Genomic DNA, 13629 nt, shown 5'->3' on the forward strand with positions numbered 1-13629 from the left:
GTAGCAGCAGCTCGGCGAGGTAACTGCATTAGTGGTCCGTGGCGGCGCTTGGTCCAGCTGCCCGCCCGTCACGCTCGAGAATGACTGCACAGCTCCCAACATGGGGACGACACTTGCCCGCACCCTACGGCCGTACCTGCCGATGATTCCATCCCCCAGGTCATGGCCTTGAAGTGCTTTACCGCGGCAAACGCAGTTCCGGCCACCAGGAGAGGAATCCCAGTGCGACATAACGATCGCCTGAGCTCCTTCGGCTGGTCTATCCCACTGTCACGAACACCTTCGCCGTGCTGCGATCGCCGCCAATACACGATCGGGGCAAGGTCGTGACGAGCCTCGTCCTACGCCACCAGATGACCGTCCTCGCACGACAGCTCACCGCGACACCGAGGTGGAATTCTCCTGGAGGAGTGGGTCTGCCTAGCTGCGCTCCTGACCTCTCCGCCCCCGGGAGAGACTGCGCCGGCTCCGGCTCCTCGTCCGGTCGGGCATCTGCGCCTGTCGATCAGATTCTCGTGCCGCATCACCGATCGCCGTCCTTGAAAGGCTATTCACCACCGACGAATCTCGCAATAATCCCGCTCCTTCGGGCATCATCTCCTAGCAGGTCGAACCCGCCACCTGACAAGCCGGGACAGACACACGCGCGGTCCAGATGCACCTCGTCCCGCCGCCACTACACAGGCGACCCGCGAACCCTACGAACGGGCTGGTGGACGAGACGTAGGCGGAATAGGACGAGCGATACGGGTGAGCTTATTCCTGATCCCCGGCGGATTGTTCCTACATAGACGCCCGGGCCTCTCCATCGAACCGCCCCTCGGGCAGCAGGCGCCCTCACGCAGACGCAGATCCTGCTTGGACGACTCGCTCTTCATGCTGTTCGTCCTGGCATCCGTTTCAACCGGCGGCGGCAACGCACCAGTTGTTTCCCACTGCCGTGCGGGCGTGTCTGGATCTCTCTGCCCATCGACAACAAGCTCACCAGTGACAGCTTTCACCGGCAAGACAAACACCAACTTAGACCGGGCAGCACGCCGACAAGGGTTGGAACGCGCCAGATATTTCGAGTTACGGCAGCAGGAAACTGTCCACAACGCATCTACTCATACTCCGAGCCAACGAGAACATCAGACGCTTCTCTTTTATCCTAAGTGGAACACATTCTTTGCCACGGAAGGTCCAGAGCAGAACCAAGCACACAGAGCGTATCTTTGGGCGGTTTTAGACCGCAAGACCTTAAATAGCCATGCGCTGTGCCCTGTGTGTAATAATTCAGGATTCATACGCATAGCGGGTAAACACCCTAGCGCTAGCACCTAGATTCCATCTATATGTCTCATCCCTCAGTCGACCCGGTCGAACGAAGGGTAGGGCGTAAGCGTGGGGCCCTCGACCCATCGAACCTCCCTCGCGCCAGTTCTGCGCGTAAACGGAGGTGAGGTCGCGGACGCGGGCAGGCTTGGCAGGGACCTCGCCGGAGGTTGGAGCAAGGTTGCCTACAACACCCATCCATCCGGCGAGGTCGTGGTCAGCATGCGCCCGGTCAGCGTGTTCGCCAATGGTCGGAAGCCTCGCTCGAGCAGGGCGCGAGTGGAGATGAAGGTGGTGCAGGTAACGCTGGGACACACCTCCAGCGCGTTCACCGCCGACACCTACACCTCCGTCTACCTGCAGGTGGCCACCGCCGCGGCCGAGAAGGCCGCCGCCCAGCTGTTCGGCAAGGAAGACCAGGCCGAGGCCGGGAGGGTCGTCTCGTTGAGGAGCTGACCGTCGGATTAGGCATCCGGCCCCGCGTTCGCCGCCTGCCCGCGGCGAGGCGGGGCTGCTGCTCTTGCCGCACAGGCTCGGGGATGCCGAATGATCATGGTATGTGAAACCGAGCGCGTACGGAGCACACAACCGCTGGACGAAAATTCTAGAACGAGTCCGACGCCGCATAACCGCAGGTCAGAACATGATCAAAGCGCGCCCTGCAGGATTCGAACCTGCGACCGTCGGGCACCACCTACACGGTCACCGCCGACGGAGGGGCCGACGCCGCTGGAAACGTCCAAGCTCCTCGTGTCTGGTCGTTCAGCACGGTCGCCGCACCCGCGGCCGAACCGGTCAATCCCAACCCCTACTTCGAATCCACCATCGAGCCGTGGGAACCCTGGGTCAACTCACCCACCGTGACGAGGTCCACCGACAGGGCGCACCAGGGTGTGGCATCGGCCAAGTTCGTCCCGGACAGCGATTTCTGGGGCTTGGCGGCAGAGCTTTTCGAAGTCCCGGCCAGCGGGGATTACCGCCTGTCCGGCTGGTTCCAGCCGGCCACCACGGACCCGATGGAATACGGGTTCGACTTCGGCGTCGAGTGGTACGACGCCGACTTCGAGCAGGTGGGCACGGACAACTTCGTGGGTGACCCCACCGTCGGCCAGTGGCAGGCGGTGTCAGGGACGGTGACCGCCCCCGACGACGCCGCGTGGGCGGTGCTGTACACGGGCGGCGCGGCCACGATGTACTTCGACGAAATCACGCTCGTTTCCGGCGCCGGACTCGCCTCGGCGAAGGCCGGCGCGGTTGTCCGTAAGCCGCGGCAGCACGGCCCGGCGAAGCTGCTCACGACCAAGGGGGCGAAGCCGAAGAAGAGCGCGACCCAGCGGACCGACGGCGATGCCGCCACGGCCACCGCCGCCGCGGCCACGACCCCGTTCAGCTACGACCACATCTCGATGGAGCAGTGCCTGGAAGCGGCGCGGCAAGCGGGCCTCGACCCGGGGATGGGGCGCGGGAACCTGGCCCAGCTGGTCGTCAGGCCGTACAGCGCCTGCTGGAGCCGCTACTTCAACGCCATCGACTACGTGTACGCCGCCAAGCTGCGCAAATGGATTCCGAAGAAGGCGAAGAAGGGCCTTCAGTGGTCGTCGGTTCGTCTGCAGTTCCAGGCGACCTGGGTCATGCACACCTACCTGGGCGACGCCACGGGCGATGGAGTCGAGAACGGCGGCACTTCCGGCGTCAAGCCTCAGCAGATCAAGATGTGGACCAAGATCAGCAACATCAACGCCTACGATCCGGTGGGCAATGTCACCGACGTGGACGACGACGAGTTCCTGCGGCTGGAGGTCAAGCCGACGGGCGATGCCGGCTCCCAGTGCACGATGACCTCCGGATCCAAGCGCGAGACGACGGTGGGCGGCTGGAAGGCGGATGGGGACGACGAGTTCGTCTTCACGATGCAGGACACCGACGGCGACAAGGCGGACAAGTGCACCTTGCGCCCCATCATGATCGATGTCGATGACGAGTGGACCTACAGGCCAATGAACCTGTGGAGCCAGGTCGTCTATGACGAGCAGGGGCAGGTGATCGGCAAGCGCACCGGCGGAGGTGACCCCTCCGGGAACGACCCTTACGAGAAGCCCTATACGCCGCACGTACGGTGTGACTGGTTCCGCACCGCGGGCGGTGACGCCGAAGGCGAGTCCCTGACTCGCACGGCGGCGGCCAGCGCGACGAGCGGCGTGCACGTCGGCGCGTGCATCTTCCCTCTCGCCAAGCGGATCTTCGTGATGTCCAAGAGCAAGGACGCCAGCTTCCTGCAGGTCATCCAGCACATCGAAGCCGCGTTGAGGCACACAGGCACCAGCGACAACAGGTACACGGTGCCGCCGCTGCGCGACAACGAGACGCAGGACCCGCCGGTCAAGGGCGTTTTCGGTACTGAGAAGCCCAAGATCATTCCGGGCAACTGGGCGGCTCCCAAGGGCACCGACCCGAACCGGGTGGAGCCGGGCGACCCCCTCACCAAGGACAAGGCCGGCAACCAGCCGAAGAACCGGAACGTCTTCTCCCGGTCGTTCAAGGTGGGCACCACCAGCTACACCAGCTACTGCCAGTACTACTTCCCTGAGAACTACAAGGAGCCGCTGCTGTCGATGCTCGATCCGGTGTACAAGAGGGCCGAGTGCGACGAGTACCCCTTCGCCTCGACCAAGGACGGAGCCGGCTATGCGGCGGACAGGGGCATGAAGAACCATTACTCTCTCCGTGCGGTCGGGAAGAGTCACAACAGCACCGCTCGCGGTAGCCACGGGAAGGTCCTGAAGAGCTTCTACGACCGCAACCGAGTCCTGCCCGACGACAAGTTCTGGGTCTGGATCGTCAACTGATCCCTGAATCGCCCTGATCTGTGGACGCCGTGTCCGGAGCGCCGCCTCGGCGGCGCTCCGGACACGGTCGCCCGACCACATGGAGAAGACGAGATGACCGACATTCGAACCGCGCTACCGGAGCGCGACCAATATGAACTGCTGGCGGCGCACGGGTTCGACACCACCTTTTTCGGGCTCTGGATAGAACGGGACGACCTCGACGAGCTCGCCGAGCTGATGCGCCTCGACCCGCGATCCCGGCGCGATGTGCGGTTGATGCAAGAAGCGGCCACGATGGCGGACCCGTCCGTCCCGATCGACGAGAAGGACAGCCTCTGGATCGGGCCCCACAGTCCCGGCTGGTCCGTGGTGATCGGCGTCAGCGGTCCGGAAACAGGTGGATGGTGGCTCAGTTCGGGAAACCGTGCGATGTTCATGGTCGACTGGGACTGGGAAATCGACGGCCTCTCCGACCTCGCCTATTACCGGGACGGAAACGTGGTCGCCGAGATCCCGGCTCTTCCCTCCGGCGAGTTCATGCCCGGGCCAGAATTCGAGCCCTATGCCCACGGTCTCCCACAAGGCGAAGACCTGAACGCGGGCGAGGAGAAGCTGGCGCACGCCTTTCTCACCGTCGTGGGACGGATGACGGGCCGCTTCCTCGACGAGGACTGGTTCCATACCGTGGGCCGCGCCTATGGCGTCCCGTCCCCTTCGGCCTGAGGCCGACCCGCGGCTCGGCCTCGCGCGACTTGCTTCCCCTCCTGATCGCGGCCCTTCTGGGAGCGACCCCGGCGCCCTTCGGTGCTGGCGCGCCTCCGGCGGCGTTAACGGGGTGACCAACCAAGCGCATGCTCGCTTTCAGAGGGAGAGCTGACAGGCTCACCCCTTTCCGAAGAGATCATCGACGCGACCTGCCCTACGGGCCTCCGACGACCTCACCCCTCGTGGACGCAGGAGTCAGAGAGATTAACGGAATCCGGCGTTAACGCAGCTCCCTCCAGGTCAGTGAGTCTTTGCCGTTGCGGTTTTCTGGACGTGGTAACGCCGGATTCCGTTCCATCGCACACAGGGTCGGCGGCGAATGGGTGTCCCGCTCGGAAACACGGTTTCATACTGTGAGCTGGGTTGTTGCTGCGCGATCAAGACGGCGGCTGCGACCATGGCGAGGGGCTGTTGTCGCTTGTCTGCCGGTTGGTGAGGGTGTGGGTGCCCGAAACTCGGCCGTTGGGTCTGACCTGGAGTCGGGCGTTTCAGTGCTGGCAGGCATGATCGCGTCTATGGCACTGCGTCTGGTCTATCTGATCTTCGTTCGGCTCGCGGGCTGGGTGGTGCTGCTGGGCCGCTCGCAGAGGTCGAAGGAAGCGGAGATCCTCATCTTGCGTCATCAGGTCGCGGTGTTGCGTCGGCAGGCGGCAAGGCCTCGGCCGTCGTGGGCGGACCGGGCGGTGATCAGCGCGCTGGCGCGGCTATTGTCTCCAGCCGGTCGTCGGCGGTTGTTCGTGACGCCAGGCACACTGCTGCGCTGGCACGCCGAGCTGGTGCGACGGCGGTGGACCTTCAAGCGGCGCAGCCATGGTCGACCCGCAACCTGCGCCTCCATCCGGGCCTTGGTACTTCGTCTGGCCCGGGAGAATTCACTGTGGGGTTACCGACGGATCGCCGGGGAACTCGCCGCTCTGGGCTACCGGGTCGGGGCCTCTACGGTGTGGTTGATCTTGAAGAACGGCGGCATCGACCCGGCGCCGCGACGTGCGGGACCGACCTGGAGTGAGTTCCTGCATGCTCAAGCTACGGGGATCTTGGCGTGTGACTTCTTCCATTGCGACACCGTGCTGTTCAAGCGCCTGTATTGCCTGGTCGTCATGGAGCTCAGGACCCGCCGGGTGCATGTCCTCGGCGCCACCGAGCATCCGACCGGGCTGTGGGTTGCACAGCAGGCCAGGAACCTGATGATCGAGCTGGGAGATAGAGCAGAGGGGCTCAGGTTCCTCATCCGCGACCGGGATACGAAATTCACCACGATATTCGGCGAAGTCTTCACGGCCGAGGGCATCCACATCATCAAGACACCACCCCGGGCTCCGCGGGCCAACGCGTTCGCCGAACGCTGGATCGGTGGCCTACGCCGCGAAGTCCTCGATCGGATCCTCATCGTCAATGCCCGCCACCTACGTCGTGTGCTGGCCATCTACGAGGCCCACTTCAATGAGCATCGCCCACATCGCTCCCTGGGCCACGCCGCCCCGCTGCGAGACCTTCCCGACCCGGTCGAGGACGATATCAAGGTCATCCGACGTGACCGCCTTGGCGAACTGATCCACGAATACGCGCAGGTCGCGTAGCATGGCCGAGTTCTTGGCACCCACAGCCGCCTCGCTCATGCTGGCCGCCGGAGTGGACATGAAAGTGGTACAGGAAACGCTGGGCCACACCTCCAGCGCGTTCACCGCTGACACCCATACCTCCGTCTACCCGCAGGTGGCCACGGCAGCGGCCGAGAAGACCGCCGCCCTGCTGTTCGGCAAGGAAGACCAGGCCGAAACCGGGAGAATCGTCTCGCTGAGGAGCTGACAGTCGGATTAAGCATCCGGCCCCGCATTCGCTGACTGCTCCTGGCGAGGCGGGGCCGCTGTTCTTGCTGAGCCGGCCCGGGATGGCGGATGATCATGGTGTGTGCAGGGTTGGTGCGACCGAGCACGCACGGAGCACGCAACCGCTAGACGAAAATTCTAGAACGAATCCGACGCCACGTTCTCGCAGGTCAAGCCATGATCAAAGCGCGCCCTGCAGGATTCGAACCTGCGACCGTCGGATTAGAAGCAAGATCTTTTAGTGCCGCGTGATACCGCTTGATGATAGTTCATGCCGCCTCCGCATACTTCGCGTGTCAGTCGGTGCCGGGCCCTGACGGTACGTGACAGGGCGTACGAGCACGCACCGAGCACGCCGGACAACCTGTTGATCATTTCATCGTGGCTGTCCAGACTCATCGCGCACTTCAGACCACAGGTAGAGATGCCGCCACTGTGCTCGGCGCGTGCTCGCACGCCCGAACGTGCCCTCCGGGCGCCCTGCGGGGAGGTCAACCTGCCCCGAGGAGCGTCAGGCCCCCCTTAAGACCCGACACGAGCACGCCGAACTCTTCTGGCCGCGGATGCCCTACCCACAGTTGCGCCACCACAAGCGAAGACGGCAAGTCGGACGATTGAGCAGGCCAGCCGTTGAGCATCGCGTAAGGCGATACCTCTGTCCAGCCACAACACAGCAAGTGCTGCGCCGCGCGCTGGCATCAATGTTCGCCCTGACCACCCGTCCCTGCCGGCTTCTCCAAGGCTCCCCCTCGTACGCCGTCCCGCCGAGGGACGCTCGAACAGACCACCTCTCATCGCCGCCGTGCTTGCGCGCCGCTTCTGGCCGAACGACGGCGTCGGGCCGGCGCCCTGGCGTGATGAGACAGAGATCAACGACTGCGATGATCGACGCATGAAGCGCATGAGCGTCGCGCTGGTCGTGGCCGGCCTGCTAAGCGTGACGATTCCGGGCGGCGCCGTGCACGCGGCTTCCGCATCGGAGTCTCTCGACTCCGTCGTGCAGGCGATCAAAAAGCAGTTCGCGAAGAAGAGCACCGTGCGCTTCTCCGTCAGGCGGCGCGGCGGCCCTTCCCCCTCGGAGGATCTCAGGATCTCCGGCGCGTACCGCTTCAACGCTTTGGGCATGTACGCCGCCGACCTCACCGAGATCTCCCGCGAGAGGGCGGCGACGGGACGGTCCCGGGAGATCACCATAGGCCGGGAGTTCTACTCGCAGGGCTACGTGCGTTCCGACGAGGGCAAGTACACCTGGAGGTCGCCACAGACGCTGGGAGAGTGGACCTACGGGCGGAACTTCTCCGGGGTCGTCTGGGGCAAGGATCTGGTCAACGGGATCAACCCGGGCTTCCTCGAACTGGTCGCCTCCTACGGCGCGACCAGCGCCGACGGCGGAACCTTCGAGGGAGTGAAGACGACCCTCCACACCGGCACCGTGACGGTTACCAAGTTGACGGAGAGGCAGGCCGGCATCTCCTTCGACACCGAGGAGGAGGGGGTGCACGGCGGGCAGATCGCCTGGAAACTCTGGACGGGCCCGGACAACCTGCCGAGACGCTTTCAGGCCATCATGAAGTTCACCTGGCCGGAGGGCGACGAGGCCGGAACGATGACAATGAACATCGTCTATCGAGGATGGGGAACCCCCGTCAAGATCACCGCTCCGCCCGAGCGTCTCATCTCCGATGATTGGTGATGAGCGACCTGCAGAACAACACGGCACTTTGGACTCTCACAGCAAGCTGTCCGTGCACAGCAGTCGACGAACGATGAGCAAGGCGACAACCACGACGCCCAGAGCACACAGACAGCCATACGGCCAGTGCAATTCGCAGCTTAATAATTCATGCGACTACTCCTGTCCCCCGTCGGGTTCAGGTGCCGGCAGCCGGGTGCCCGCGTTAGCGACAATGTCGTCGAGTTTTGCTCCTGTAAGACGGGTGTCACTGAGGTCGACGTCACGCAGATCAGCCTTGCTCAGGTCAGCCCCGCGCAAGTCCGCTCCTCGTAGGACAGCTTCACGCATGCGAGCCCCCTGCAGGTGTGCCCCCGCAAGCCGAGCCTCAGCCAGATTCGCTTTTTCGAGATTCGCCTGCCGGAGATCGGCGTCTGTCAGATCGGCGCCGCGAAGTGAGATTCGCCTGAGCCGCGCACGATTTAAAGTCGCATGACGCAAACTGATATGGTCCAGGGTTCCGCTCAGTTGGATGCGCCGCAGATCGACCCGGGACAGGTACTTGTCGCCGCCGTCAGCATGGTCAGGCAGACGGGCGAGAATGTGCATGGCAATCTGCACGTCTGGAGCACGGCTCGACAGCCACGGCAGGTCATCATCGATTTCGTCTGGATGCAGTGGCCCGTTCGGCGCGCCCACGGGCCAGGCAGCGTGTCCTCGGACATAGGCCGCCAGGATCGTAGCCACTGTGGGGCGGTCCGCATAGGAGTTCTTGGCGATGCGCTCCAGCGCATGCAACCCGCCCAAACGGATGTCCACGGTGTCACTGCCGAGGTGTTCGATCGCGCGACTGAAACGATCGGTGAGATGCCCTTCCCTCGCCACGCGCACCTGCTGCCACGCGGCGATGACACCGGCCATCACAAACAGGGCGCCGAAAGCCTGAAGCAGTTGCCCACGCAGAGTGCTCTGGAGCCCAGCCTGCGCTTGTTGCAACTGGATCCGCGCTTCGACGCCTGGAACGGCGTGCAGTTCGCCGGGCGGCAACGGCGGATAGATCAGATGAGGCAGAAACAGTACGACGGCGAGCAGCAGCATCGCCACACCTGCAAGGACGCTGGCAAGGGCCCACAGCGGAATGCGTCTCGACAAGCTGACTCCCCTGGCTCAGCCAGTGCGGTCGGGGACGAAGCTCAGCGTGTCAGGGAACAACCGCAATGGCCATACCAAGCGCGGCAGCGGCAGCGGCAGCGGCTGTGATCGCTCGCATGCGGATGCCTGGTGCAAACAGAACTCGTCCATCGCGTCCAACCCGGTCGCCGAAGATCTGGTCAGCAGTCGCCCCAATCCGACGATGGGTATCACCGAGTGGATAGCGACAGGAGATACTCCGCTCTCGAACATCAGGGTGGTGCGATGAGTGAACCCGAAGTCACGTTGCGGCTTTCGGAGGCGATCGAGCTCTTCAGCGATTTGAACGAGTTCGTGGTGTCGCTCGACCGGATCCGCTCGAGGATCGCCTTCGCCGATGCAAGCCCGCGAATCTTGGTGGACTACATGGTCGACCGTGAGCTGTTCCAGCGCCTGGCCAGGGCACGCGAACTCGTCGGCGACGCTGTGGAAGCGGTGATCGGAGACGAGAGACTGGAAGAGATCGCCGAGGAGGGTTACGTGTACCCAGGTGATCCTTGATTCTGCGGATGTGGACACTGCGCCTGCCGATAACTACATCCGCCCAGGTCATGGCTCTGCGAGGGCTTTCACTTCAACGTACGCGAGCTCCAGTCATCCGGGAGACGGAAGCGCGTACGGCAGGATGATCCGCTGTGCTGCTTCGCCTGGCCTACCTGACCGTCACGAACGCCTTCGCCGTGCTGCGGTTGCTGCCCATGGGCGATCGAGACAAGGACGTGGAGATCCTCGCCCTGCGTCACCAGATCAGCGTCCTTGAACGCCAGCTCAGCGCCGACACCCGGGTGAGATTCGCACCCGAGGACCGAGCCTTCCTCGCCGCGCTCCTGACCTCGCTGCGCCGGGAGGTCCTGCGCCGCCTGCGGCTGCTCATCCAACCGGATACCGTGCTGCGCCGGCATCGCGATCTGATGAGACGGCGTCATGCCCGTACCTCCCGGCCGAAGCGACGTGGGCGCCCGCCCACGGTCCGCTCCATCCGCGCTCTCATTCTGCGTCTGGTTCGGGAGAACCCCAGCTGGGGCTATCGGCGGGTGCATGGTGAACTCACCACGCTCGGCATCAAGGTCGCGCCGTCCACGGTGTGGGAAATCCTCAAGCAGGAAGGTCTCGATCCGGCGCCCGAGCGGGCCTCCACAACATGGGCCGACCGGATCTGGCCGCTGGCGGCAAGGAAGAAGGCGCTATGGCTATCACAGAGTGTGACCAGATTCGCTAGCCGACGCGCTGCCACACTGCCCCGATCGCCGAATCCGGCGTCGGTTGAGGCGAGCGCGGATCGGCAGTCATGGGCGGCGGGCGGCGCTGACGATCAGCTTGGGTAGTGCGGGTATACCGCCGGACGGGGATCTCAGTCGATCGCCTCGCGATGCACCCACTTGACGAGATCATCGGACGCGAGCGCTCGCACGCGCGCGGCGTACCGGGCGAGGTCGGCGTCATCGAGGAGGTCGCGCCACTGGCCGCTCGTGCCGCGGTTGAAGAACGCGGCGGGATCGATCCAGTGCTCCGGACCGCCGGCGGGGACGGTCATGTCGGCCCTGCTGCGCATCGACTCGAACGTCGCCGCCTGGACCAGACGGGGCCATCGGTGCTCGTTGACGTCGATGCCGAGACGCGCGGCCATCTGCCGCATCTGCCCCTCCAGGTCGGCCTTCAGGTCGTCGTAGTGCAAGTGCACGACGTCGAGATCGTCGGCGGCGTCCCGGAACGTCTGCAGGTGCTCTACAGTGCGCCGCAGCGACGACCCGACCTGCGTCGATGGCGTCTCGTCGTCGACCCACTGCCAGAAGCGGTCCCGCTCGCCGTCGGGGCGCGGCCGCGGTGGCCGCAATGGTCCGAGCTCGATACCGTCGATCGCGGCCGCCCGTTCGCGTTGGCTGAGGAACGCGTCGATGTCGGTGTTGTCGATATGGCGGTCGATCGACAGCCCCACGTCGCGTGGGTCCCGCCCGACGCAGATGTACGTGACCGTCGGATCGTTGGGTATCCCGTCGAGCGGCGTGTGGGTCTTGATGAACCGGCGGTGCGTCTGGGCTTCCAGGTCCGCGAACACGTCTGTGCGGGCGCGAGTCACCATGTCGATCCACGGCGAGAGCGTGTCCAACGGGAGCGGGAGCTCCGGTTCCTGCAGGATGAGCAGGGCGCAGATCATCTGCGTCCACGTCGTCCCGCACTTCGGCGGGGTGCTGATGATGAGGTCGCCGGGGCGGAGCTCGAAGCCGTCCCAGCGGTTGCTGTCGTACATACTCGTCTCGTAGCGGCGCACGGCCGTCATCCTTGCAGCGGATCCGATCCCGTGAGGCCCAGATGATTCAACGCACAACATCCTGCCGAGGGCTCAAGACTGAGGTTCCGAAGGGTGTGCGGCGCCAAAACGCGGATACTGCTGCTGAGCTGGGCGTTTGCCGGACGATTAGGCTGCTCTGCGGTACTCGCTGATCAATCCTGTGATGGTCCTTCGACGGTGGATCCGGGTGGCTACGTCGATCACTTCGCTGGGGTCGTGCAACGGCGAGCGGAGGGAACGGCTCTGATGCGGGCGATGTTGGTTGTAGTGGTGTTCGTACTCGGTCAGGACCTTGCGCAGGTGCCGCTCGCCATGGATGAGCAGGTGGTCGAGGCACTCTCGGCGTAGTGTTCCCACGAATCGTTCGGCGAATGCGTTCGCTCGTGGGGACCGGATGGGCGTCTTGATGACTCGCACGCCGGCGGCGGTGAACAGCTCATCGAAGGAGCGGGAGAACTTGCCGTCACGGTCCCGGATGAGGAACTTGAACGCGTCGGCGCGTTCTCCCAGGTCCATCAGCAGATTCCGGGCTTGCTGGGTGGTCCATGCGCCCGTGGGGTTGGAGGTGAGGCCCAGCACGTGCACGCGGCGTGTCTCGATCTCCATGACGAACAGGACGTACAAGCGTTTGAGGAAGACAGTGTCGACGTGCAGGAAGTCGCAGGCCAGGATGCCGGAGGTTTGCGAGGTGAGGAACTGTCGCCAGGTCGGTGAGGTCTGTCGTGGCGCTGGGCCGAGGCCGGCCGCGGCGAGGATCCGGCGAATGGTGCCTTCCCCGATTCGATGGCCGAGGCCGAGCAGTTCCCCCTGGATCCGCCGGTGCCCCCATCGGGGATTTCCCTGGCCGGTCGGATCACCAGATGACGTAGCTCGTTCGGGATCGGTGGACGCCCGGTCGCGTTCGGGTACGTCCAGCGTTGGCTGACCAGTCGGCGGTGCCAGGCCAACAAGGTGCCAGGCGTCACGATCCGATGGAGGCGAAGCCGTGCAGGAAGCAGCCGCGCCAGTGCGGCTGGCAGCGCCCGGTCGGCCTAGTCCGGTTGCGGCCGGGAAACCTGACGACGCAGGACGGCGACCTCATGACGCAGCACCAAAATCTCCACGTCCTTGGAAGTGTCGCCCCGCGAGAGAAGCGCCAACCGGCCGAACAACCGGACCATCAGCAGATACATCAGGCGTAGAAACACGAGTGCTGAGGATAGAAGGCCCGGTCAGACGCCATGCACGAGTTTTGGCACCGCACAGGCCCGTTTCTGCCATATTCCGGTGGCACCCCGAGTACGTCCCCCAGGGCGTCGGCGGCACCGTCGAGGTCGTGCAGGTGGATACGGACCAGCGCGAGGTCGGCGCGAGCGCCGGCCTCGTCGCTGCAGGACTGCTCGGCTTCGTCAGCCTCTTCGTAGGCGGAGATCGCTTCCTGAGCGGCGGCGGCCGCGTCGTGTTCTTCGCCGGGCAGCCACACCTTGGCGTCGGCCGCGTAGTAGAGCTGCCGAGGGAGAGTGAACGTCATGATGCCGCCGAGCCCGTCCAGGTCGTCCGGCTGGACCTGCTCGCGTGCCTGAGCGGCCTGCGTGATCGCCTCGCGTACGCGGCCTGCATCGCCGAGCACACCCCAGACCCGTGCTGCCTGGGCGGGCAACCACACGCTGACGGGTGAACCTTGATCCATACCTCGGGGGCGAATCGCCGGCATGCTCCCGGCCTGGTCCACGTCCCTGAAGCCGAGAAGCTGCGTCTGAG

The 13629-nt window shown here is 64.6% G+C and carries 14 protein-coding genes; 9 read left to right on the plus strand and 5 right to left on the minus strand.

Annotation, left to right across the window (positions count from 1 at the left end; translation table 11 throughout):
* Positions 1-1605: 1605 nt before the first annotated feature.
* From AB0J71_RS02765 to AB0J71_RS02790, 6 genes are all read left to right on the plus strand, one after another.
* Complete coding sequence (locus tag AB0J71_RS02765; RefSeq protein WP_352330316.1) at positions 1606-1770, plus strand: hypothetical protein; 165 nt, start codon at positions 1606-1608, stop codon at positions 1768-1770.
* A 404-nt stretch (positions 1771-2174) separates the two neighbouring features.
* Positions 2175-4160: a hypothetical protein gene (locus tag AB0J71_RS02770; RefSeq protein WP_364412290.1), complete on the plus strand. Its 1986-nt coding sequence runs from the start codon at positions 2175-2177 to the stop codon at positions 4158-4160.
* A gap of 93 nt (positions 4161-4253) precedes the next feature.
* The gene (locus AB0J71_RS02775) at positions 4254-4865 is read left to right on the plus strand and encodes a hypothetical protein (RefSeq protein ID WP_364412293.1); all 612 of its coding nucleotides are present in this window, start codon (positions 4254-4256) and stop codon (positions 4863-4865) included.
* 557 nt (positions 4866-5422) lie between these two features.
* Positions 5423-6487 carry an integrase core domain-containing protein gene (locus AB0J71_RS02780; RefSeq protein ID WP_364412296.1) on the plus strand — a complete coding sequence of 355 codons (1065 nt, stop codon included), beginning with the start codon at positions 5423-5425 and terminating at the stop codon, positions 6485-6487.
* A 1-nt stretch (position 6488) separates the two neighbouring features.
* Complete coding sequence (locus AB0J71_RS02785) at positions 6489-6716, plus strand: hypothetical protein (RefSeq protein WP_364412299.1); 228 nt, start codon at positions 6489-6491, stop codon at positions 6714-6716.
* 822 nt (positions 6717-7538) lie between these two features.
* Positions 7539-8429 (plus strand): hypothetical protein, encoded by an 891-nt coding sequence (locus AB0J71_RS02790; protein ID WP_364412302.1) that lies wholly within the window; start codon positions 7539-7541, stop codon positions 8427-8429.
* 156 nt (positions 8430-8585) lie between these two features.
* On the opposite strand, the gene AB0J71_RS02795 is transcribed toward AB0J71_RS02790, so the two are convergent.
* Complete coding sequence (locus AB0J71_RS02795) at positions 8586-9506, minus strand: pentapeptide repeat-containing protein (RefSeq protein WP_364412305.1); 921 nt, start codon at positions 9504-9506, stop codon at positions 8586-8588.
* Between the two features lie 40 nt (positions 9507-9546).
* Here AB0J71_RS02795 and AB0J71_RS02800 point away from each other — a divergent pair, with 40 nt between their 5' ends.
* The 3 genes from AB0J71_RS02800 (at position 9547) to AB0J71_RS02810 (ending at position 10924) form a co-directional block, all read left to right on the plus strand.
* Positions 9547-9828, plus strand: coding sequence for a hypothetical protein (locus AB0J71_RS02800; RefSeq protein WP_364412308.1), 282 nt, complete (start codon positions 9547-9549; stop codon positions 9826-9828).
* Complete coding sequence (locus AB0J71_RS02805; protein WP_364412311.1) at positions 9825-10100, plus strand: hypothetical protein; 276 nt, start codon at positions 9825-9827, stop codon at positions 10098-10100. The genes AB0J71_RS02800 and AB0J71_RS02805 overlap by 4 nt, the downstream gene beginning before the upstream one ends.
* Before the next feature lie 134 nt (positions 10101-10234).
* Entirely contained in the window at positions 10235-10924 is a 690-nt protein-coding gene (locus tag AB0J71_RS02810; RefSeq protein ID WP_364412314.1) for a hypothetical protein, read from the plus strand.
* Positions 10925-10950: 26 nt separating this feature from the next.
* Here the strand turns inward: AB0J71_RS02810 and AB0J71_RS02815 are convergent, their stop codons facing one another.
* The 4 genes from AB0J71_RS02815 to AB0J71_RS02830 all read right to left on the minus strand — a co-directional run bounded on the left by AB0J71_RS02815 (position 10951) and on the right by AB0J71_RS02830 (position 13534).
* Entirely contained in the window at positions 10951-11868 is a 918-nt protein-coding gene (locus AB0J71_RS02815) for a sulfotransferase domain-containing protein (RefSeq protein WP_364412317.1), read from the minus strand.
* Positions 11869-12015: 147 nt separating this feature from the next.
* The gene (locus AB0J71_RS02820) at positions 12016-12495 is read right to left on the minus strand and encodes an integrase core domain-containing protein (RefSeq protein WP_364412320.1); all 480 of its coding nucleotides are present in this window, start codon (positions 12493-12495) and stop codon (positions 12016-12018) included.
* 425 nt (positions 12496-12920) lie between these two features.
* Positions 12921-13061 carry a hypothetical protein gene (locus AB0J71_RS02825; RefSeq protein ID WP_364412323.1) on the minus strand — a complete coding sequence of 47 codons (141 nt, stop codon included), beginning with the start codon at positions 13059-13061 and terminating at the stop codon, positions 12921-12923.
* The gene (locus tag AB0J71_RS02830; RefSeq protein ID WP_364412326.1) at positions 13061-13534 is read right to left on the minus strand and encodes a hypothetical protein; all 474 of its coding nucleotides are present in this window, start codon (positions 13532-13534) and stop codon (positions 13061-13063) included. The genes AB0J71_RS02825 and AB0J71_RS02830 overlap by 1 nt, the downstream gene beginning before the upstream one ends.
* Positions 13535-13629: the final 95 nt, after the last annotated feature.

The sequence above is a fragment of the Nonomuraea sp. NPDC049637 genome (assembly GCF_040675235.1).
In the GTDB taxonomy this organism is placed as follows: Bacteria; Actinomycetota; Actinomycetes; order Streptosporangiales; family Streptosporangiaceae; genus Nonomuraea.

Bases quoted from the DNA above. Each gene is read 5' to 3' on its own strand.
- AB0J71_RS02775 (WP_364412293.1), top strand. From the start codon at position 4,254: ATGACCGACATTCGAACCGCGCTACCGGAGCGCGACCAATATGAACTG.
- AB0J71_RS02780 (WP_364412296.1), top strand. From the start codon at position 5,423: ATGGCACTGCGTCTGGTCTATCTGATCTTCGTTCGGCTCGCGGGCTGG.
- AB0J71_RS02785 (WP_364412299.1), top strand. From the start codon at position 6,489: ATGGCCGAGTTCTTGGCACCCACAGCCGCCTCGCTCATGCTGGCCGCC.
- AB0J71_RS02795 (WP_364412305.1), bottom strand. From the start codon at position 9,506: ATGCTGCTGCTCGCCGTCGTACTGTTTCTGCCTCATCTGATCTATCCG.
- AB0J71_RS02800 (WP_364412308.1), top strand. From the start codon at position 9,547: ATGCGTCTCGACAAGCTGACTCCCCTGGCTCAGCCAGTGCGGTCGGGG.
- AB0J71_RS02805 (WP_364412311.1), top strand. From the start codon at position 9,825: ATGAGTGAACCCGAAGTCACGTTGCGGCTTTCGGAGGCGATCGAGCTC.
- AB0J71_RS02820 (WP_364412320.1), bottom strand. From the start codon at position 12,495: ATGGAGATCGAGACACGCCGCGTGCACGTGCTGGGCCTCACCTCCAAC.
- AB0J71_RS02825 (WP_364412323.1), bottom strand. From the start codon at position 13,061: ATGTATCTGCTGATGGTCCGGTTGTTCGGCCGGTTGGCGCTTCTCTCG.